Origin of the sequence: Mycobacterium sp., assembly GCF_032159775.1 — a bacterium.
Lineage (GTDB): Bacteria > Actinomycetota > Actinomycetes > Mycobacteriales > Mycobacteriaceae > Mycobacterium.
This window is the reverse complement of sequence record NZ_JAVHWK010000219.1, coordinates 25,486-44,713: the sequence shown is the minus strand read 5'-3', so window position 1 is coordinate 44,713 and position 19,228 is coordinate 25,486. Positions and strand designations below refer to the sequence as shown.

Annotated in this window: 22 protein-coding genes and 1 pseudogene; 13 read left to right on the top strand and 10 right to left on the bottom strand. The window is 65.4% G+C overall.

The features are described 5' to 3' along the window. The coding region (locus tag QOJ24_RS28105; protein ID WP_526267020.1) for a sensor histidine kinase at nucleotides 1–458 on the top strand (458 nt) is incomplete at its 5' end. A 9-nt stretch (nucleotides 459–467) separates the two neighbouring features. Here QOJ24_RS28105 and QOJ24_RS28100 read toward each other — a convergent pair. The 6 genes from QOJ24_RS28100 to QOJ24_RS28075 form a co-directional block, all read right to left on the bottom strand. Beyond that, a complete protein-coding gene (locus tag QOJ24_RS28100) occupies nucleotides 468–1,106 on the bottom strand; it encodes an HD domain-containing protein (RefSeq protein ID WP_526267018.1) in 639 nt (212 codons plus the stop codon). Beyond that, nucleotides 1,103–2,578 carry a catalase gene (locus tag QOJ24_RS28095; RefSeq protein WP_526267017.1) on the bottom strand — a complete coding sequence of 492 codons (1,476 nt, stop codon included), beginning with the start codon at nucleotides 2,576–2,578 and terminating at the stop codon, nucleotides 1,103–1,105. The genes QOJ24_RS28100 and QOJ24_RS28095 overlap by 4 nt, the downstream gene beginning before the upstream one ends. Continuing rightward, nucleotides 2,571–3,284 carry an aquaporin gene (locus QOJ24_RS28090; protein WP_526267016.1) on the bottom strand — a complete coding sequence of 238 codons (714 nt, stop codon included), beginning with the start codon at nucleotides 3,282–3,284 and terminating at the stop codon, nucleotides 2,571–2,573. Before QOJ24_RS28090 ends, QOJ24_RS28095 begins: the two co-directional genes overlap by 8 nt. A 289-nt stretch (nucleotides 3,285–3,573) precedes the next feature. Next, complete coding sequence (locus QOJ24_RS28085; protein WP_526267015.1) at nucleotides 3,574–4,209, bottom strand: glycosyltransferase; 636 nt, start codon at nucleotides 4,207–4,209, stop codon at nucleotides 3,574–3,576. A 7-nt stretch (nucleotides 4,210–4,216) separates the two neighbouring features. Next, entirely contained in the window at nucleotides 4,217–4,921 is a 705-nt protein-coding gene (locus QOJ24_RS28080) for an MIP/aquaporin family protein (RefSeq protein ID WP_526267013.1), read from the bottom strand. Nucleotides 4,922–5,025: 104 nt separating this feature from the next. Then, entirely contained in the window at nucleotides 5,026–5,340 is a 315-nt protein-coding gene (locus QOJ24_RS28075; RefSeq protein WP_526267029.1) for a type II toxin-antitoxin system VapB family antitoxin, read from the bottom strand. 162 nt (nucleotides 5,341–5,502) lie between these two features. Between QOJ24_RS28075 and hrcA the strand changes: the two genes are divergently transcribed. The 8 genes from hrcA (at nucleotide 5,503) to era (ending at nucleotide 12,749) form a co-directional block, all read left to right on the top strand. Then, complete coding sequence (gene hrcA / locus QOJ24_RS28070; RefSeq protein ID WP_526267011.1) at nucleotides 5,503–6,534, top strand: heat-inducible transcriptional repressor HrcA; 1,032 nt, start codon at nucleotides 5,503–5,505, stop codon at nucleotides 6,532–6,534. Nucleotides 6,535–6,564: 30 nt separating this feature from the next. Further along, nucleotides 6,565–7,707: a molecular chaperone DnaJ gene (gene dnaJ / locus QOJ24_RS28065; protein ID WP_526267009.1), complete on the top strand. Its 1,143-nt coding sequence runs from the start codon at nucleotides 6,565–6,567 to the stop codon at nucleotides 7,705–7,707. A gap of 6 nt (nucleotides 7,708–7,713) precedes the next feature. Beyond that, nucleotides 7,714–8,466: a 16S rRNA (uracil(1498)-N(3))-methyltransferase gene (locus tag QOJ24_RS28060; RefSeq protein WP_526267007.1), complete on the top strand. Its 753-nt coding sequence runs from the start codon at nucleotides 7,714–7,716 to the stop codon at nucleotides 8,464–8,466. A gap of 142 nt (nucleotides 8,467–8,608) precedes the next feature. Further along, entirely contained in the window at nucleotides 8,609–9,643 is a 1,035-nt protein-coding gene (locus QOJ24_RS28055) for a PhoH family protein (protein WP_526267006.1), read from the top strand. A 3-nt stretch (nucleotides 9,644–9,646) separates the two neighbouring features. Further along, nucleotides 9,647–10,183: an rRNA maturation RNase YbeY gene (ybeY, locus tag QOJ24_RS28050; RefSeq protein ID WP_526267004.1), complete on the top strand. Its 537-nt coding sequence runs from the start codon at nucleotides 9,647–9,649 to the stop codon at nucleotides 10,181–10,183. Then, the gene (locus QOJ24_RS28045) at nucleotides 10,180–11,472 is read left to right on the top strand and encodes a CNNM domain-containing protein (protein WP_526267003.1); all 1,293 of its coding nucleotides are present in this window, start codon (nucleotides 10,180–10,182) and stop codon (nucleotides 11,470–11,472) included. The genes ybeY and QOJ24_RS28045 overlap by 4 nt, the downstream gene beginning before the upstream one ends. Next, nucleotides 11,465–11,782, top strand: a complete 318-nt coding sequence (locus QOJ24_RS28040; protein WP_526267001.1) for a cytidine deaminase-like protein — start codon at nucleotides 11,465–11,467, stop codon at nucleotides 11,780–11,782. The genes QOJ24_RS28045 and QOJ24_RS28040 overlap by 8 nt, the downstream gene beginning before the upstream one ends. A gap of 67 nt (nucleotides 11,783–11,849) precedes the next feature. After that, nucleotides 11,850–12,749 carry a GTPase Era gene (era, locus tag QOJ24_RS28035; protein WP_526267000.1) on the top strand — a complete coding sequence of 300 codons (900 nt, stop codon included), beginning with the start codon at nucleotides 11,850–11,852 and terminating at the stop codon, nucleotides 12,747–12,749. Between the two features lie 58 nt (nucleotides 12,750–12,807). On the opposite strand, the pseudogene QOJ24_RS28030 reads toward era, so the two are convergent. Next, nucleotides 12,808–13,265, bottom strand: a pseudogene (locus QOJ24_RS28030) (CAP domain-containing protein); the annotation flags it as partial. Between the two features lie 35 nt (nucleotides 13,266–13,300). Continuing rightward, nucleotides 13,301–14,746, bottom strand: a complete 1,446-nt coding sequence (locus QOJ24_RS28025; RefSeq protein WP_526266999.1) for an amidase — start codon at nucleotides 14,744–14,746, stop codon at nucleotides 13,301–13,303. A 64-nt stretch (nucleotides 14,747–14,810) separates the two neighbouring features. On the opposite strand from QOJ24_RS28025, the gene recO reads away from it, so the two are divergent. The 3 genes from recO to QOJ24_RS28010 are packed head-to-tail and all read left to right on the top strand — an operon-like array spanning nucleotide 14,811 to nucleotide 16,883. Next, the gene (gene recO / locus QOJ24_RS28020) at nucleotides 14,811–15,656 is read left to right on the top strand and encodes a DNA repair protein RecO (protein ID WP_526266997.1); all 846 of its coding nucleotides are present in this window, start codon (nucleotides 14,811–14,813) and stop codon (nucleotides 15,654–15,656) included. Beyond that, nucleotides 15,607–16,485, top strand: a complete 879-nt coding sequence (locus QOJ24_RS28015; RefSeq protein WP_526267027.1) for a decaprenyl diphosphate synthase — start codon at nucleotides 15,607–15,609, stop codon at nucleotides 16,483–16,485. Before recO ends, QOJ24_RS28015 begins: the two co-directional genes overlap by 50 nt. Further along, the gene (locus tag QOJ24_RS28010; RefSeq protein WP_526266995.1) at nucleotides 16,485–16,883 is read left to right on the top strand and encodes a hypothetical protein; all 399 of its coding nucleotides are present in this window, start codon (nucleotides 16,485–16,487) and stop codon (nucleotides 16,881–16,883) included. The genes QOJ24_RS28015 and QOJ24_RS28010 overlap by 1 nt, the downstream gene beginning before the upstream one ends. On the opposite strand, the gene QOJ24_RS28005 is transcribed toward QOJ24_RS28010, so the two are convergent. Both QOJ24_RS28005 and QOJ24_RS28000 read right to left on the bottom strand, forming a co-directional pair. Next, entirely contained in the window at nucleotides 16,880–17,284 is a 405-nt protein-coding gene (locus QOJ24_RS28005; protein WP_526266994.1) for a Fur family transcriptional regulator, read from the bottom strand. The two genes, QOJ24_RS28010 and QOJ24_RS28005, sit on opposite strands and share 4 nt — an antisense overlap. After that, nucleotides 17,281–17,658, bottom strand: a complete 378-nt coding sequence (locus tag QOJ24_RS28000) for an ArsR/SmtB family transcription factor (protein WP_526266993.1) — start codon at nucleotides 17,656–17,658, stop codon at nucleotides 17,281–17,283. The genes QOJ24_RS28005 and QOJ24_RS28000 overlap by 4 nt, the downstream gene beginning before the upstream one ends. A gap of 116 nt (nucleotides 17,659–17,774) precedes the next feature. Between QOJ24_RS28000 and QOJ24_RS27995 the strand changes: the two genes are divergently transcribed. Beyond that, entirely contained in the window at nucleotides 17,775–19,160 is a 1,386-nt protein-coding gene (locus QOJ24_RS27995; RefSeq protein ID WP_526266992.1) for a glycine--tRNA ligase, read from the top strand. Nucleotides 19,161–19,228: the final 68 nt, after the last annotated feature.

Here is a 19,228-nt window from a genome sequence, read left to right as displayed (position 1 = left end):
AACTGGCCCGCGTTGTTTCGGGGTTGACCGACGTATCAGTCGATCTGCAAGAGATCTCGCGGGGAATTCATCCCGCGATCTTGTCGAAGGGCGGACTGGGTCCCGCGCTCAAGACGCTGGCCCGCCGCTCCACCGTTCCTGTCGCCCTCGATCTCGCCATTGATCGACGTTTGTCGGACTCCGTCGAAGTCGGCGCCTATTACGTCGTGGCCGAGGGGCTGACCAACGCCGCCAAGCATGCCCGCGCGTCGCAAGTGGAAGTGTGCGCACGTTCCGGGGATGACGACCTCTATCTCTCGATTCGCGACGACGGAGTCGGGGGGGCCGACTTGGGCAAGGGGTCAGGACTGATCGGGCTCAAAGACCGAGCCGAGGCTCTCGGCGGCAGTTTCACGGTTACGAGCCGAGCCGGGAATGGAACGTCACTGGACGTTACGATCCCACTCGACAGCGAGTGAGGTATCGAGTCACTCAGGCCAGGCTGACTGCGTGATGATGCTGACGAAGTCCTCCCGGCGGAAGTTCGGATCGAAGTGCGCGAGAACGTCGTCGTTCATCGTGCCGAACGTGGTCTCCGGCCGCTCTTTCATTCCCTCGTAGAACGCGCGTTGGATACGGTTCTTGAAATCTGGGCGGGGGTGTGCGGCGGTAACAGCCGCGCGTTGCTCGTCGGTGATCTCATAGATCTGCTGGCCGAGTACGTCGGTCTCCACGCCGAGGGTTACTAGATGGACCTCGGGTGGAAGATGTTCGGGGATACCAGGAGTCGTATGAAGGGCGATCGACAACCAGACCATCTGGGCTTCGGCACGACTGTAGCCGTGATCCAGTAGGAAGAGCCGTGCCATGTCGGCACCGTCGACTTCGAATCGCTGATGCTTGGTGCGGTATTTCGGCGTCAAGCCGAGATCGTGGAACATCGCGCCGACGTAACTGAGTTCGGGGTCGGGCCGATGTCCACGTCGGCGGGACTTGATTGTGCCCCAGAGGTATACCCGCCGCGAGTGGTGGAAAAGCAGGTCGTCATCCGCATCAAGGACCAGTTCGGTCGCTGCCTTGACGACAACCGTGTCGGGGACCGTGACTCCTGCGATAGTTTCCGTCATCGGTTCGCATCCGCAACTGAGCCGGCGCGGACACCCTTTTCGACGCGTTCGCCCAGATCGAGGTCGACGTTGCGGAAGTATTCGAAGGCGCGTTGCAGGACGGGTTCGGTCACGCCGTCGAGTAGGTGCCCGACGATGTTGTCCACCAACCGGTCGCGTTCGGCGTCGTTCATGACCTCGCGCACCAGGGTGCCGGCCTGGCCCCAGTCATCGTCGTCGGAACGCAGTGTGTAGGCGGTGCGCACCATGTCGCCGTCGGTGTGCCAGCCGGCGGGCTGCCCGTAGCGCTCGGTGTCGGCCTGGGGTCCGCCCTTGGAGTTGGGCGCATACACCGGATCGGCGGCCAACTGGTAGCGCATATGCCCGGCGGTGCTGTAGCTGTGCACCGGGCACTTGGGTGCGTTGACGGGCAGTTGGTTGTAGTTGGCGCCGATGCGATAGCGCTGCGCGTCGGCGTAGGCGAACATCCGGCCCAGCAGCATTTTGTCCGGGCTCGCACTGATGCCGGGTACCAGGTTGGACGGCGACCAGGCGCCCTGTTCGATCTGGCTGTGGTTGTCGGTGGGATTGCGGTCCAGCGTCAGCTTTCCCACCTCGATGAGCGGGTAGTCGCCGTGTGGCCACACCTTGGTGAGGTCGAACGGGTTGAACCGGTAGGTTTTGGCATCGGCGAACGGCATGATCTGCATCTTCAGCGTCCACGACGGATGGTCGCCGCGATTGATCGCCTCGAACAGGTCGCGGGTGTGGTAGTCGGTGTCTTTGGATACCAGCGCGTCGGCCTGGGCCTGGGTCAGGTTTTGGATGCCCTGATCGGTGATGAAGTGATAGCGCACCCACACCTTCTCGCCGGCGGCGTTGACCCACATGAAGGTATGTCCGCTGTAGAGGTTCATGTAGCGCCAGCTGCGCGGGATGCCGCGATCTCCCATCAGCCAGGTGACCTGGTGCGCCGATTCCGGCGACAGGGTCCAGAAGTCCCACTGCATGTCGTGGTCGCGCAGGTTGCTGTCGGCGCGACGCTTCTGGGAGCGGATGAAACTGGGGAACTTGATCGGGTCGCGCAGGAAGAACACCGGGGTGTCGTTGCCGACGATGTCGTAGTTGCCTTCGGTGGTGTAGAACTTCAACGCGAATCCGCGCGGGTCGCGCCAGGTGTCTGGGCTGCCGCGCTCACCGGCCACCGTGGAAAACCGAATCACCGTCTCAGTGGTGGTGCCGGGCTGAAACACCGCCGCCTTGGTGTACGCGCTGACGTCATGGGTCACCTCGAACCGGCCGAACGCACCCGAACCCTTGGCGTGTGGCTGGCGCTCGGGCACCCGCTCGCGGTTGAACTGCGCCAGCTGCTCGACAAGATAATGATCATGCAGCAGGATCGGCCCGTCCGGACCAATCGTCAAGGAATGCTCATCGCTCTCGACCGGGATACCGGCATTCGTTGTCGTCGGATTGGGTTGAGCGTCAGTCATTGTCTTGCCTTTCATTGTTGGATGGGCGCGTACTCATCGTCGGGTTGAGCGCAAGGAGGGTGATTCCGGCGGTTATTCCACCGAGAACCTGGGCGACCAGGTACACCGACAGCGTCACGGCCACGCCGAGCGGCACCACGGGGTTGAATGCGCCGCCCGAAATCACAGCGACCGCGAATGCGCCTACCACGGTGGTGAATCCGATCGCCAGGCCGTAGGACGAGTCATCCCCGTTGTGCCCGCTGGTGGCCAGGTAGCACAGCGCGAAGACGACCAACAGCTCCACCGCGAACGCGGCCACCAGAGTGTGACCGGTCAACGTGATCGCCGCCGTTGCGGCCGCACGTATCGGTTTGACGATCGTTCCAACTACGGCTGCCGCCAGCAGCCCGGCGCCGAACTGCACGACCCAATACGCGATGGCTTCGTGTACACCAATCCAACGCCGAACCAGCGCGGCCAACGTCACAGCCGGGTTGTAGTGCCCACCGGACTGGTATCCGCCGGAATAGACCATCGCGATCAGCACCGCGCCGATGCCTAGAACGGCCAACGGGCTGCCGCTTTCCACCGCTGCGCCGACAGTGAGGACCAGCAAGAACGTCCCGACGGCCTCGAACGCGTACTTCACGCTCGGCCGCGGGCCGCGCGCCGTCGTGACAGTGCTTGGGCCGCTAGGGATTGCGCCCGTGTCAGCCGTGACCATGGCTTCTACCTTCGCGGCCACCGTTGTTGATGTCGTCAGTGCTGGCGCCAATCCATCTCCCAGGCCAGCACCGCTGCCGGGATGCCTGTCAGCTGATATCGTCGAGCTCTGCGGCTTAATCGATAATCCACCCGTCAGAATCAGCGCGATGCCAGCAGGATGGTCAATGCCTCGGCAGAACCTGAGCGAATTTGGCTTAGCCACTGTTTCTCACACATCCACATCTGGGACTGTGACCAGATAGCGATCGAGGATTCCAGCGATCCATTCGATTAGCCGTGCAGCGAAGCTACGCATGATCAATTTCCTGTCGGCCCTGCTGCAGCGCCGTCCGTTGCAGATGGTGTCGACGGGCGACTTCAATTGCGCGACAGCCCATTCCAGTACGTAGTGCAGGACTAGCCAGGAGACGTAGGAGCGCCCTCGCCATCGCGGGCACATCGCCTGGCCGGTAGATCAGTCCCACGCTGGTCGGAACAACGAGCTGCACGGCGGCTGGAGCCCCCGGCGCGACAACGGGTCTGCCTGCGGCCAATACGTCCAGCAATGTGATCGGGCCCGCGACGACGCTCGGCACGACGACATCCGCAGCGGCGATCAGGTCTGCCCAACGCTCCCCGGTGAGATCCCTTTCCACGTGCACGCTGGTCCGAACACCCTGTGCCAGAGTCCTTCGCATAATGGTGGCGCGCTGTATCCCGGTCCCAAGGAGGACGAGCTGAACTTGGCAGCGGCGCCGCACCATGGTGAAGGCAGCGGCCAGTTGTTCGGCGTGTGCGCGGTCGTCAAATGGGCCGATGGCAACGATCGTCGGGAGGCCTGCCAGGCCTACCCTCGAGCGCGCGACCATCGGGTCGTGTGGAGAGATCCGTGGGATCACCGGAATGTCGGGTTGCATCACCTTGGCATCAGATTGATTGTTCATAGCTCGCTCACTTGTCGTCGGGGTTCAGTGCAAGGAAGCTGACCCCGGCAGCTATCCCGGCCACTACCTGAGCCAGCAAGTACGCCCATAACGTCGGCCAGGCGAACAAGCCCATAACGGCGGCGCCGAGTGCCACCGCCGGGTTGAACGCGCCTCCTGAGATAGCTCCGACTGCGAACGCGCCTGCCACGACTGTGAATCCGATCGCCAGGCCATAGAATGAGTTGTCCGAGTGATCCTTGCTGGTGGCGACGTTGAGCACCACGTAGCAGAGTGCGAAGGTGAACAACAGCTCCACCACGAACGCCGCGGTCAGGATGTGACCGCTCAGCATCACGGCTGCCGCGGTCGGTTTCCGCGCCGGGTCAATGATCGTCCGCACTACGGCCGCCGCGAGTAGTCCGGCACCGAACTGCACGACCCAGTACGCGACAGCATCACGCAGCCCAATCCGATGCCGAACCAGGACGGCCAACGTCACAGCGGGGTTGTAATGCCCACCGGATATGTGTCCGCCGGCATAGATCATGACCATCAGGGCCGCACCGATCGCCAGTGGGGCGAACGGGCTGGCACTGCCGACAGTCGCGCCGACGGTGAATACCAAGAAGAAGGTGCCGATCGCCTCGACCGCATACTTCACGGCCGCACGAGGGCCGCTAACTAATTCGGCTGTCTCCCGGTTGGTCACCCTGGGTTGCGCTGTCACCATGAGTCATAGAATCGCCGCCCCGGCGTGTGAAGTCGTCAATGCTGACGCCTATCTGACCCTCCCGCCAGCCGCAGTCGCTCTATTCCTGCCAGCTGCAAGTAGGGCTACTTCTGCTCTGCGAAGGGGGTGTCCATGTCGAATACCCGGGCATGCAGCACTGTCCGATTACGCAGCGCGGCCCGGACTGCGCGGTGCAGCCCATCCTCGAGGTAGGTCACCCCTCGCCACCGCACGGCATGCGGGAACAGGTCCCCGTAGAACGTCGAGTCCTCCGAAAGCAGGCGGTCCAGCTGCAGCACGGTCGTCGTTGTCACCAGCTCGTCGAGGCGGATCTGCCGTGGCGGAATCTGCGACCACTGTCGATACGTCAGCCCGTGGTGGGGATACGGCTTGCCATCGAGCACACCCTTGAAGATCACCTGCCCGGCATCCCTCGACTCGTTCCGCGTGGCGACGGCTTCACCATGATCAGAGGCTAGTCCCAACCGGCCGATCCGCCATGGGAACATCGCGGCCGGACCGCGATGAGGCATAGCCCCTGCTGATCACCGTAAAATGGAAACGATCGGGAGGTGAACACCATGGGCAGTGCCGATGACCGTCGGTTCGAAGTGTTGCGCGCGATCGTTGCCGACTTCGTGTCGACGAAGGAGCCGATCGGCTCGAAGAGCCTCGTCGAGCGGCACAACCTAGGAGTGTCGAGCGCGACCGTGCGCAACGATATGGCAGTTCTCGAGGCCGAGGGCTACATCGCCCAGCCCCACACCAGCTCTGGCCGGGTGCCGACCGAGAAGGGCTACCGCGAGTTCGTGGACCGGCTTGAAGACATCAAGCCGTTGTCGACGCCGGAGCGATCGGCCATTCTGAAGTTCCTCGAGTCCGGCGTCGACCTCGACGACGTGTTGCGCCGTGCGGTCCGGCTGCTGGCACAGCTGACCCGCCAGGTCGCGATCGTTCAGTACCCGACGCTGTCCACCTCGACGGTCCGTCATCTCGAGGTCGTGGCGTTGACGCCCGCGCGGCTGCTGCTCGTGGTGATCACCGACTCCGGCCGCGTCGACCAGCGCATGGTCGAGCTCGGCGACACCATCGACGATCACCAGGTCGGCCAGCTGCGCGAGATGCTCGGCCAGGCGTTGGAGGGCAAGCGGCTGTCGGCTGCGTCGGTAGCGGTCTCGGACCTGGCCGTCCACATGGACGGCCGGGGCGGCCTCGGAGACGCGATCGGCCGGTCGGCGACGGTGCTGCTGGAGTCGCTCGTCGAACACACCGAGGAGAGGCTGCTGCTGGGCGGCACCGCCAACCTCACCCGCAACACGGCCGACTTCGGCGGCTCCCTGCGCTCGGTGCTCGAGGCGCTCGAGGAGCAGGTCGTGGTGTTGAGGCTGCTGGCCGCACAGCAGGAGGCGGGCAAGGTCACCGTACGTATCGGACACGAGACGGAAGCCGAGGAGATGCACGGCACGTCCGTGGTCACGACGGCTTACGGCAGAATGGGAACTGTCTACGGCGGCATGGGGGTGCTGGGACCGACTCGGATGGACTATCCGGGAACTATCGCCAACGTCGCCGCGGTTGCCCTCTACATCGGCGAAGTCTTAGGCAACCGCTAGCACCGCGTCAGCGGTAAGAAAGGTCAGGGAGTGGCACGCGACTATTACGGCCTGCTCGGGGTGAGCAAGGGCGCAAGTGATTCGGAGATCAAGCGCGCCTACCGCAAGCTGGCCCGTGAACTGCATCCGGACGTCAACCCGGACCAGCAGGCGCAGGCGCGGTTCCAGGAGATCAGCGTCGCCTACGAGGTGCTCAGCGATCCGGAGAAGCGGCGCATCGTCGACCTCGGCGGCGATCCGCACGAGAGCGCGGGTGCCGCGGGCAACGGCTTCGGCGGCTTCGGCGGGCTCGGCGATGTGTTCGAGGCCTTCTTCGGCGGCGGCCAAACGGCCCGAGGACCGATCGGAAGGGTCCGGCCCGGCGCCGACTCGCTGCTGCGGATGCGACTGGATCTCGAAGAATGCGCGACCGGTGTCACCAAACAGGTCACGGTCGACACGGCCGTTTTGTGCGACCTGTGCCAAGGCAAGGGCACCCATGGCAAGTCCACACCGACCACCTGCGACACGTGCGGCGGCCAAGGCGAAATCCAGACGGTCCAGCGCTCGCTGCTGGGCCAGGTGATGACGTCGCGGCCGTGTCCGGTCTGCGGCGGAGTCGGCGAGGTCATCCTGGACCCCTGCAACCGCTGCGGCGGCGACGGCCGGGTGCGGGCCAGGCGCGAGATCAGCGTCAAGATCCCGGCAGGGGTCGGGGACGGGATGCGCGTCCGGCTGGCCGCCCAAGGCGAGGTCGGCCCCGGCGGCGGCCCCGCGGGCGATCTGTACGTCGAGGTCCACGAACAGCAGCACGACACCTTTGTCCGTGACGGCGACGACCTGCACTGCACAGTCTCGGTGCCGATGGTCGACGCCGCCCTTGGCACCTCGGTGGCCGTCGACGCAATTTTGGACGGCCCCATCGATATCACCATCGCCGCGGGAACCCAGCCCGGCTCAGTGACCACGCTGCGCGGTCGCGGCATGCCGCATCTGCGGTCCGGGGTGCGCGGCGACCTGCACGCCCACATCGACGTGGTGGTCCCCTCGCGGCTCGATCATGACGACATCGAGTTGCTGCGCAAGCTGAAAGAGCACCGCAGCCGCGATACCGCCGAGGTGAAATCCACCCAGTCGAACAGCGCAGGTGGCGGGCTGTTCAGCAGGTTGCGCGAGACCTTCACCGGTCGCTGACCGGACATGAGCGCTGTGCCGGCCCTCTTCTACGTCGACAACGTGCCCCAAGTCGGCGAGCCGGCAGTTCTCGACGGTGACGAGGGGTTCCACGCCGCGAACGTGCGACGGATCAGGTCCGGTGAAGAGCTCGACCTGGGGGACGGCGCAGGCACGATGGCGCATTGTGTGATCGAGGACGTCGGCAAGGCCAGGCTGACGGCTCGCGTACTGAAGCGCTGGACCGTCGAGCCCGGGGCGCCGACCGTAACCGTCATCCAGGCGATTCCCAAGTCCGACCGTTCTGAGCTGGCGATTGAACTGGCCACCGAGGCAGGCGCGGACGCGTTCGTGGCCTGGCAGGCAGCGCGCTGCGTGGCGCGCTGGGACGGCGGCCGCGCCGAGAAGGGCCTGCGCCGATGGCGTGCGGTGGTCCGCGCTGCCGCCCGTCAGTCGCGCAGGCCGCACATCCCGTCGGTGACCGGCGTGGCGACCACCGACGCGTTGCTGGCCGATGTCCGGGCGGCGGTTTCCCGCGGAGCGAGGGTGCTGGCACTGCACGAGTCTGCTGCCGAGCCACTGACGAAACTGTCTCTCGCGCAGTCGGATTCGTTGATGTTGGTGATCGGACCGGAAGGCGGGATCACCGACGACGAAATCGCCGCACTGTCTGCAGCCGGGGCTCAGGCAGTGAGGCTGGGGCCGACGGTGCTGAGGACGTCGACAGCGGCGGCGGTCGCACTGGGCGCGCTGGGCGCATTGACGCCCCGGTGGGATTGACCACCGCAGGCCCCGACGGTGGCGGCCCTGGAGGACGTCGTCGCAGGTTAAACATTTCCGGCGGGTCGGTTTGCGGCGGTAAACTGGGTATCCGTCACCAACGAGATAGCTAAGAACCCAGAAAGCAGGCAGAAAACCCCACGTGACGCCCAGCGAAACCAACGCTGACGCGGATACACCCGTCCGCAGCAGCATCAATGTTCCGCCCGACCTCATCGTGGGCCTGCTCGGCTCCGCCGATGAGAATCTGCGCGCATTGGAGAGCATCCTGGCGGCCGACATCCATGCCCGCGGCAACGCGCTCACCCTGACCGGCGAGCCCGCGGATGTCGCATTGGCCGAGCGAGTGATCTCCGAGCTGATCGCGATCGCCGCTAGCGGCCAGCCGCTGACCCCGGAGGTGGTCCGGCACAGCGTCGCGATGCTGACGGGCAGCGAGGGGGAGTCGCCCGCCGAGGTGCTCACCCTCGACATCTTGTCCCGGCGTGGCAAGACGATCCGGCCGAAGACGCTGAACCAGAAGCGATATGTCGATGCGATCGACGCGCATACCATCGTGTTCGGTATCGGGCCCGCCGGCACCGGCAAGACGTATCTGGCGATGGCCAAGGCAGTCCGCGCGCTGCAGACCAAGGAGGTGTCCCGGATCATCCTCACCCGTCCTGCGGTGGAAGCCGGTGAACGCCTTGGCTTTCTGCCCGGCACGCTTTCCGAGAAGATCGACCCGTACCTACGCCCGCTCTACGATGCCCTGCACGACATGATGGATCCGGAGCTGATCCCGAAGCTGATGAGCGCAGGCATCATCGAAGTCGCACCGCTGGCTTACATGCGGGGCAGAACGCTTTCGAATGCGTTCATCATTCTCGACGAAGCACAGAACACCACCGGCGAGCAGATGAAGATGTTCCTGACTCGCCTCGGGTTCGGGTCCAAAATGGTTGTCACGGGCGATATCACGCAGATGGACCTGCCCGGCGGCGCCAATTCCGGGCTGCGTGCGGCGGTGGGCATTCTCGACGGAGTCGAGGACATCCATTTCGCTGAACTCACCAGCGCCGACGTCGTGCGGCATCGGCTGGTGTCCGAGATCGTCGACGCATACGCCAGATCCGAAGAGCCCGGGTTGGCGAACCGCGCGCAGCGACGCGCCTCGGGCAACCGGCCGCGGCGATAGTCCATGAGTATTGAGGTTTCCAACGAGTCGGGCCTCGACGTCTCCGAAGAAGAGCTCGTCAGCGTTGCCCGTTTCGTCATCAAGAAGATGAAAGTTCATCCCGCAGCAGAGCTTTCGATGGTGTTGCTCGACAGCGCCGCGATGGCCGATCTGCACATGCGGTGGATGGATCTGCCGGGCCCGACGGACGTCATGAGCTTCCCGATGGACGAGCTGGAGCCCGGTGGTCGACCCGATGCGCCGGAGCCGGGGCCGTCGATGCTCGGCGATATCGTGCTGTGCCCGCAGTTCGCCGCAGACCAGGCCACCAAGGCCGGGCACACGCTCGGTCAGGAGTTGGCGCTGCTGACCGTGCACGGGGTCCTGCATCTGCTCGGGTACGACCACGCCGAACCCGACGAAGAGAAGGAGATGTTCACACTGCAACGCCAACTGCTCGAGGAGTGGGTGGCCGCCCAGGTCGAGGCCTATCACCAGGACCGGCAGATCGAGAAGGATCGTCGGCTGCTGGACAAGTCTCGTTACTTCGACGAGCTGTGACCGGCATAGGCTCGCTGATCGGCGCGATCGCGCTGATCGGTTTCGGTGGCTTGTTCGCCGCGATCGACGCCGCGATCAGCACGGTATCGATCGCCCGCGTCGAAGAGATGGTGCGCGACGAGCGCCCGGGTGCGGTTCGGTTGGCGCGCGTGATCAACGAACGGCCGCGTTACATCAATCTTGTTGTGCTACTGCGTATCGCGTGCGAGATCACCGCGACCGCGCTGCTGGTCGACTTTCTCTATGAGCACCTCGGCCTGGATTGGGGCCTGATCGCGGCGGCGGCGATCATGGTGGTGATCAGCTTCGTGTTGATCGGGGTGGGCCCACGCACACTCGGCAGGCAGAATGCCTACACGATCGCGTTGGGCTCGGCGGTTCCCTTGCAAGCGATTTCGATTCTGTTGACCCCGATCAGCCGGCTGCTTGTGCTGATCGGTAATGCACTGACACCCGGTCGCGGGTTTCGCAACGGACCGTTCGCGTCGGAGATCGAACTGCGAGAGGTCGTCGACCTTGCTCAGCAGAGCGGCGTGGTGGCCGACGACGAGCGGCGGATGATCCAGTCGGTGTTCGAGCTCGGCGACACCCCGGCTCGCGAGGTCATGGTGCCGCGCACCGAGATGGTCTGGATCGAAAACGACAAGACCGCGGGCCAGGCGACCTCGCTCGCGGTCCGCAGCGGGCATTCCCGCATCCCGGTGATCGGGGAGAACGTTGACGACGTCGTCGGCGTCGTCTATCTCAAGGATCTCGTCGAACGCACCTACTACTCGAAAAACGGCGGGCGCGACACCAACGTCTCGGCGGTGATGCGTCCCCCGGTTTTCGTACCCGACTCCAAACCGCTGGACGCGCTGCTGCGTGAGATGCAGCGCGACCGCAACCACATGGCTCTGCTCGTCGACGAATACGGTGCGATCGCCGGCTTGGTCACCATCGAGGACGTGCTCGAGGAGATCGTCGGCGAGATCGCCGACGAGTACGACACTGACGAGGTCGCGCCGGTGGAGGAATTAGGAGACAAGCGCTATCGGGTGTCGGCCCGGCTACCCATCGAGGACCTCAGCGAGCTGTATCACATCGAGGTCGACGAGAACCTCGACGTGGACACCGTCGGCGGCCTGCTGGCCCTCGAGCTCGGCCGCGTACCTCTCCCTGGCGCCGAAGTGACCTGGGACGGACTGCAATTGCGTGCCGAGGGCGGCCGTGACCATCGCGGCCGGGTGCGGATCGGCACCGTTCTCGTCAGCCCGACGGAGCCTGAGCAGGAGGGTGACGATGACTGATCTCGACGCAGAAGACGCCAAGCTGGTGACGCTCGCTCGCGGTGCGATGGGCCGTGCCGAGGCAGGCAGCGGCGCTGCCGTGCGCGATCAGGATGGCCGCACCTACGCGGGAGCGCCGGTCGGTCTCGACGCTTTGACGCTGACCGCTCTGCAGGCCGCGGTGGCCGCCGCCGTATCGAGCGGTGCGACCGAGCTGGAGGCGGCTGTACTGGTCGGCGGGACCGCTGACGACGCCGGTATTGCCGCCGTCCACCAACTGTCGGGTGACGCGAAGATCATCGTCACCGACCGATCGGGCGCGCTGCTGTGATCGCCGAGACTGCACACAGAACGCCGCATCGGCGTTCATCGCGATCTCCCAGCAGTCTCGAGAAGACATGAGCGAGTTCCGTTCCGGCTTCGTCTGTTTCGTCGGCAGACCCAATACGGGCAAGTCGACGTTGACGAACGCTCTCGTCGGCGCCAAGGTGGCGATCACGTCGAACCGTCCGCAGACGACGCGGCACACCATTCGCGGGATCGTGCACCGCGAGGACTTCCAGATCGTCCTCGTCGACACCCCCGGCCTGCACCGGCCGAGAACACTGCTGGGCAAGCGACTCAACGAGCTTGTCCGGAATACCTATTCGGAGGTCGACGTCATCGGGTTGTGCATCCCGGCCGACGAGTCGATCGGACCTGGCGACCGGTGGATCCACGAACAGATCCGCGCCGTGGCACCCAGGACCACCCTGGTCGCGATCGTCACCAAGATCGACAGGGTGCCCAAGGAGCGGTTGGCCGCGCAACTGATTGCCGCCAGCGAGCTGGTCGGCCAGGACACCGAGATCGTGCCGGTGTCGGCGACGACGGGTGAGCAGGTCGACGTGCTGATCGGCGTGCTGGTGGACCAGCTTCCGCCTGGACCCGCGTTCTATCCAGAGGGTGAGCTGACAGACGAGCCGGAAGAAGTGCTGATGGCCGAGCTGATTCGGGAAGCCGCACTGGAAGGCGTCCGCGACGAGCTGCCGCACTCGCTGGCCGTGGTCATCGAGGAAGTCAGTCCACGCGAAGGCCGTGACGACCTGATCGACGTGCACGCCATCCTTTTCGTCGAGCGGGACAGCCAGAAGGGCATCGTCATCGGCAAGGGCGGGGCGAGGCTGCGCGAGGTCGGAACGGCCGCGCGCACACAGATCGAGAAGCTGCTCGGCACCAAGGTGTATCTGGACCTTCGCGTCAAGATCGCCAAGAACTGGCAGCGCGACCCCAAACAGCTCGGGCGACTCGGCTTCTAGGCGATTTGGGCGCGCTTATCGACGCTGAGCGCATGTCAGCGCGCCGAAATCGCTAGGCGGGCTGGCCGTAGACCGCGACGACGACCGAGCGGTCCAACGAGTTCGCCGACCACACGCCCATCTGGGTGTTGGCAGCAGTTCGACATGATCGCCATGTAGTCGGGCCGGTAGTACCACTGGTTCATGATCTCGACGCCGTTGATCGCCAGTGCCGGGTTGATTGCGACGGTCTGGGTCACGATGCCCTTGTAGCCGGCGGCATCGGCCCGCGCCTGCGGTGTCGACCCGTCCGACCCGATGTCGCCGTCGAGCGACCGGTTGTTCAACACGTCGTCGGTGTGCCACTGCGCGGCCAACTGCAGCGCCGGGTTGATCTTCACGTCGTTGCCGCACCCGTGCTGGTGCTGGATCGTGTAGACATTGGCGACGACACCGCCCGTTGAGCCGCTTGTTGTCGGCGGCCGCGGTGGGCGTGCCTGCGATCGCGGCACACAATCCGACGACGACCGACGACACGCCTGCCCAACGCCATATGTCCACGTCGTGGCACCTTACGCCGAAACGCCGCTTCCGCCGTCTCGGACGGGTTCGGTCCACCACGGCTCGGGCTGCTTGGTCACCCAGCCGTTTACCGCCTCCAGCTCGGCGGCAAGCGAGATCAGCAGTGGCTCGCTGTCGGCCGGACCCATTAATTGCACGCCGATCGGTAATCCCTGAGGGGTGAAGCCGGCGGGGACGTTGATCGACGGCCACCCCAGCAGGTTCCAGGGCCACGTCGCGGGGCAGGCACGAATCATCGCGCGATCGGTGGAGAACCCGCCGCGCTTGTCGAAGTGGTGCACCGTCGGCGGCGGCAGCGCAGTCGTCGGCGCCAAGATCACGTCGACGAGGTTGAAGATGTAGCCGACGCGGCGCTGGGCGGCAGCTTCCTTCGCGCGGGCCTTGCGAAGCACGTTCTCCGACAGCAGCCGTCCAGTCCGAAGGTTCTCGACGGTGCGCGGGTCCAGTTCGACGCCGGGCCCGAGGCGGTCCGCCCAGTCCAACAGCCCCGACGTGGAGCGGGCCAAAAAGTTCCACGACATCCCGACCTTGTAGTCGGGGTCGGCCGCGACGATGGTGTGTCCCAGGTCGGTGAGCTGCTCGCCCACGGTGTGCAGTGCGGACCGGATCTCGGGGTCCAGCTTGGGCCGGAAGACGTTGAACGGAAACTTCGTCGACAGCGCGACCTTCAGTGGGCCCGGTGCACGGCCGACCGCCTCAGCGGCCTGTATCGGGGGTGGCTTGTGGCGGTCCCCGTCGACATTGCCCGACGCCGCGTCCAGCAGCAATGCCGCGTCGGTGACGGTGCGGGCCAGCACGCCGTTGACCGTGATGCCGTTGAACGCCTCCGGCAGCGGCCACGTCGAGATCCGGCCTCGTTGCGGCTTGATGCCGACCAGATGCGTCCACGCCGCGGGAATCCGGACACTGCCCGCCCCGTCGGACCCGATCGCGGCGGTGACCAGTCCCGCTGCCACAGCCGCTGCACTGCCGCCCGATGAACCACCCGGGGTGTGGTTGCGTGACCACGGATTTCGCGTATGGCCGAAGGCGGGCCCACTGGTGAACGGCCACTGGCCCAGCTCGCAGGTATTCGTCTTGCCAACGATCACCGCCCCCGCGGTACGCAGCCTCCGCACCACCTCGGCGTCGGCCGTCGCAAGGTGCACCCGGCCCGCCGCGCCGAACATCGTCGGCACGCCCGCGACGTCGACGTCGTCTTTGACCGCTATCGGGATCCCGAGCAATGGGCCCTGCTGCCCGGCGGCGCGCCTGCGGTCGGCCCGTGCGGCGTCGACAAGTGCCTGCTTCCGCAGCACGACGCGGAAGGCGTTGAGTGTCGGTTGGCTGGCCTCGATGGCGGCCAGCGACTGGCGCACCAGCTCAACCGATGTCACGCGGCCGCTTGCCAGCCGATATTGCAGGCCCGTCAGGGTGGGCAGGGCAGGCTGGGCCATCAGAGTCGAGAATATCCCGGCGCTGCCTCCCGCCCCTGTCCGAACACGGTGCGAAACTAGTCCGATGCGCCTGTATCGGGATCGGGCCGTGGTGCTTCGCCAGCACAAGCTCGGCGAGGCCGACCGGATCGTCACCCTGCTCACCCGTGAGCACGGGTTGGTCCGTGCCGTGGCCAAGGGGGTCCGGCGCACCCGTAGCAAGTTCGGTTCCCGGCTGGAGCCGTTCGCCCATATCGACGTTCAACTGCACCCAGGCCGCAATCTCGACATCGTCACCCAGGTCCAGGCCATCGACGCGTTTGCCGCCGACATCGTCAGCGACTACGGCCGCTACACCTGCGCGTGCGCCGTGCTGGAAACCGCAGAACGGCTGGCAGGGGAGGAACGCGCTCCGGTGCCCGCGCTGCACCGGCTGACGGTCGGTGCGCTGCGGGCGGTGGCCGACGGTGGCCGTCCGTGGGAACTCGTGCTGGACGCTTATCTGCTGCGCGCCATGGGAATCGCCGGATGGGCGCCCTCGCTCACCGAGTGCGCCCGCTGCGCTGCTGCAGGCCCGCACCGGGCGTTTCACATCGCCGCGGGAGGCAGCGTGTGCATGCACTGCAGGCCGTCGGGCTCGGCGACGCCGCCTCAGGCCGTGATCGATTTGATGTCGGCGCTCCATGACGGCGACTGGGAAACCGCCGAGGCGTCCCAACCGTCGCACCGTACCCAGGCCAGCGGGCTGGTGGCCGCACACCTGCAGTGGCACCTCGAGCGTCAGCTCCGGACATTGCCGCTGGTCGAACGCGTGTACCGGGTCGATCGCGCGGTCGCCGAGCACCGCATCTCGCTGTTCGGGCAGGATGTCATCCGTGGCGATGAAACGGGCGGCCAAGACCACGTACCCACAGCTGCCTCCGGCGCCTGAGGACTACCCGACGTTTCCGGACAAGACGAACTGGCCGGTCGTCTTTCCGCCGTTGCCCGCGCACAGCAACGGGAGGTTCGCTCGCCCGCCCCAGCACACTTCCAAGGCCGCCGCGCCCCAGATTCCGGCCGACCAGGTCCCTGCGCACGTGGCGGTCGTCATGGACGGCAACGGCCGATGGGCCACCCAGCGGGGGCTGCATCGCACCGAGGGCCACAAGATGGGTGAGGCGGTCCTCATCGACATCACTTGCGGCGCCATCGAAATAGGCATCAAGCATCTGACGGTCTACGCTTTCTCGACCGAGAACTGGAAGCGCAGCACCGAAGAGGTCCGCTTTCTGATGGGGTTCAACCGCGAGGTCGTCCGGCGCAGGCGGGAGAACCTCAACGACATGGGCGTGCGGATGCGCTGGGTGGGCTCGCGTCCCCGGATGTGGCGCAGCGTCATCAAGGAATTCGACATCGCCGAGCAGATGACCGTCGGCAACGACGTCATCACCATCAACTACTGCGTGAACTATGGTGGTCGCACCGAAATCGTCGAGGCTACACGTGAACTCGCGCAGGAGGCCGTTGACGGAAAAATCAATGCGAACCGGATCAGCGAGGCCATGTTCGCCAAACATCTGCACCGCTCCGACATCCCCGACGTCGACCTGTTCATCAGGACGTCGGGGGAGCAGCGCGCGAGCAACTTTCTGTTGTGGCAGGCGGCCTACGCCGAATTCGTCTTCCAGGACAAGCTGTGGCCGGACTACGACCGACGCGATCTGTGGGATGCGTGCGTGGAGTACGTGAACCGCAATCGTAGATTCGGCAGGGCCTGATGGAACTCGCCGATCGGCTGCGGGGCGTCGTCGAAGGGGTGTGGCCGTTCGAGGAAGAAGACGACGGCGCGCTCACCGTCCACCATGACCATACGTTCGCCTCGCTGCGGGTGGTGGCGATCGCCAAGGGCCTCGAGATGGTGTCGCTGACTCAGATTCTGGCGTGGGATCTGCGGTTGGACAACGACATTCGCGACAAAGTCGGCCGGCTCGCACACGACACCGTGCTGGGGACGGTGTCGCTCGCCGAGCAGGTGGCAGGCGGTGGCAGCGCGGACGTCACCCTGCGCTACAACTTCCCGGCCGCCGGGTTGACCGACGAGGCGTTGCAGACGCTGCTCATGATGGTGCTCAGCACCGGCGTCGATGTACGCCAGACGTTGATCGGCGACGCCTAGTTTTCCGGGGCGCAGCCGCCGCACACGCCGAAGATCTCGATCGTGTGGCTGACGTCGGAGAAGCCGTGCTCGCGTGCGACGTCGGCCGCCCACGTCTCTACGTTTCCACCCTGCACCTCAACCGTGCAGCCACACACCCGGCACACCAGGTGGTGATGGTGATGCTCGGAGCAGCGCCGGTACACCGACTCTCCGGTGTCGGTGCGCAAGGTGTCGACCAAACCCGCCGTGGCCATCGACTGCAGGGTGCGGTACACGGTGGTCAGGCCGATGCCCTCGCCGCGGCGACGCAGCTCGTCGTGCAGGTCCTGGGCTGAGCGGAAGTCGTCCAGTTTCTCGAGCAGTGCCGAGATCGCCGCGCGCTGCTTGGTGGCGCGCACGCCCGGCGCGGCGGAGCTCACTCGCTGTCCTCAGCGGCATGTGTCACGGCGGCGACCACAATGTGCACCAGGTGGTGGTCGACGAGGCGGTAGAGAACCTCGCGGCCCGACCGTTCACCTGCCACGACGCCTGCCGCCTTGAGGATGCGAAGGTGCTGGCTCACCAGCGGCTGCGGCACGCCGAGCGCGTCGACGAGTTCGTGCACGCAGCGCGACGACTCGTGCAATTGCAGGACGATCGCGATTCGTACGGGTGCGGCCAGTGCACGCAGCAGATCGCCTGCAGTGTCGAGGACCTCCCGCCGAGGCAGGTCCGGCAGCGGCGCGTCGCTGTGCTGGTGGCGGTCGTCGGTGTCCGGCGCCAGCCCCGAGGAGAAGGTGGAAACCGTTTTCATTATGTCCGCCACGATACATGCGTGGTTGCGCATGTCAACGGCGTCGCGTCGGTATCGGTTGTTGCGGCGAAGTGCGGGTAACTCCCGCCACAACCGCATCGTTACGCTGTTGACCCGTGGCGTCCATCATCGACACCGTTGCAAACCTGGCCAAGCGCCGTGGTCTTGTCTACCAGTCCGGCGAGATCTACGGCGGCACCAAGTCTGCTTGGGATTACGGCCCTTTGGGTGTCGAGCTCAAGGAGAACATCAAGCGGCAGTGGTGGCGATCCGTGGTCACCAGTCGCGACGACGTCGTCGGCCTTGACAGCGCGATCATCCTGCCGCGCGAGGTGTGGGTGGCGTCTGGACACGTCGAGGTGTTCAACGACCCACTGGTGGAGTGCCTGAACTGTCACAAGCGCCATCGCCAAGACCACTTGCAGGAGGCGTACGCGGAAAAGAAGGGTATCGACGACCCCGAATCCGTCTCGATGGCGGAGATCGCCTGCCCGGACTGCGGCACCAAGGGTCAGTGGACCGAGCCACGCGACTTCAACATGATGCTCAAGACCTACCTCGGCCCGATCGAGACCGAGGACGGGCTGCACTATCTGCGGCCGGAGACCGCACAGGGCATCTTCGTCAACTTCGCCAATGTCGTCACGACGTCACGGAAGAAGCCGCCGTTCGGCATCGGCCAGATCGGCAAGAGTTTCCGCAACGAGATCACGCCGGGCAACTTCATCTTCCGCACCCGAGAGTTCGAGCAGATGGAGATGGAGTTCTTCGTCGAGCCGGACACCGCCGCCGAATGGCACCAGTACTGGATCGACACCAGGCTTTCGTGGTACGTCGATCTCGGCATCGAGCGCGACAACCTTCGGCTGTACGAGCATCCGAAGGAGAAGTTGTCGCACTACTCGGACCGCACCGTCGATATCGAGTACAAGTTCGGCTTCCAGGGCAACCCGTGGGGTGAGCTGGAAGGTGTCGCGAATCGCACCAACTTCGACTTGTCAACGCACTCAAAGCATTCCGGTGTCGACCTATCCTTCTACGACCAGGCCACCGACACCAGATACGTGCCATACGTGATCGAGCCGGCCGCCGGCCTGACCCGGTCGTTCATGGCGTTTCTCGTCGACGCCTACGCCGAGGACGAGGCGCCGAACGCCAAGGGCGGCGTCGACAAACGCACGGTGCTGCGGCTCGACCCGCGGCTGGCCCCGGTCAAGGCGGCGGTGCTGCCGCTGTCGCGAAACGAGGACCTGTCGCCCAAGGCGCGTGACCTCGCCGCCGAGCTGCGCAAGTCGTGGAACGTTGAGTTCGACGACGCTGGTGCGATCGGCAGGCGCTACCGCCGACAGGACGAGATCGGCACGCCGTTCTGCGTGACCGTCGACTTCGACACACTGGACGACCAGGCCGTGACGATTCGCGATCGAGACGCGATGTCGCAGGAGAGGGTTGGGCTCGACGCCGTGTCGGACTACCTGGCCGTGCGGCTCAAAGGCGGCTGACTTCTTCCCGCGAGCAGACGCATATGTACTCGGAAAGCTCTCGAAAAGGGAACTTTTGCGTCTGCTCG

Coding starts and splice junctions, on each gene's coding strand:
- QOJ24_RS28100 (WP_526267018.1), bottom strand. CDS start 1,106: ATGACGGAAACTATCGCAGGAGTCACGGTCCCCGACACGGTTGTCGTC.
- QOJ24_RS28095 (WP_526267017.1), bottom strand. CDS start 2,578: ATGACTGACGCTCAACCCAATCCGACGACAACGAATGCCGGTATCCCG.
- QOJ24_RS28090 (WP_526267016.1), bottom strand. CDS start 3,284: ATGGTCACGGCTGACACGGGCGCAATCCCTAGCGGCCCAAGCACTGTC.
- QOJ24_RS28085 (WP_526267015.1), bottom strand. CDS start 4,209: ATGAACAATCAATCTGATGCCAAGGTGATGCAACCCGACATTCCGGTG.
- QOJ24_RS28080 (WP_526267013.1), bottom strand. CDS start 4,921: ATGGTGACAGCGCAACCCAGGGTGACCAACCGGGAGACAGCCGAATTA.
- hrcA (WP_526267011.1), top strand. CDS start 5,503: ATGGGCAGTGCCGATGACCGTCGGTTCGAAGTGTTGCGCGCGATCGTT.
- QOJ24_RS28060 (WP_526267007.1), top strand. CDS start 7,714: ATGAGCGCTGTGCCGGCCCTCTTCTACGTCGACAACGTGCCCCAAGTC.
- ybeY (WP_526267004.1), top strand. CDS start 9,647: ATGAGTATTGAGGTTTCCAACGAGTCGGGCCTCGACGTCTCCGAAGAA.
- QOJ24_RS28040 (WP_526267001.1), top strand. CDS start 11,465: ATGACTGATCTCGACGCAGAAGACGCCAAGCTGGTGACGCTCGCTCGC.
- era (WP_526267000.1), top strand. CDS start 11,850: ATGAGCGAGTTCCGTTCCGGCTTCGTCTGTTTCGTCGGCAGACCCAAT.
- QOJ24_RS28025 (WP_526266999.1), bottom strand. CDS start 14,746: ATGGCCCAGCCTGCCCTGCCCACCCTGACGGGCCTGCAATATCGGCTG.
- recO (WP_526266997.1), top strand. CDS start 14,811: ATGCGCCTGTATCGGGATCGGGCCGTGGTGCTTCGCCAGCACAAGCTC.
- QOJ24_RS28015 (WP_526267027.1), top strand. CDS start 15,607: ATGAAACGGGCGGCCAAGACCACGTACCCACAGCTGCCTCCGGCGCCT.
- QOJ24_RS28010 (WP_526266995.1), top strand. CDS start 16,485: ATGGAACTCGCCGATCGGCTGCGGGGCGTCGTCGAAGGGGTGTGGCCG.
- QOJ24_RS28000 (WP_526266993.1), bottom strand. CDS start 17,658: ATGAAAACGGTTTCCACCTTCTCCTCGGGGCTGGCGCCGGACACCGAC.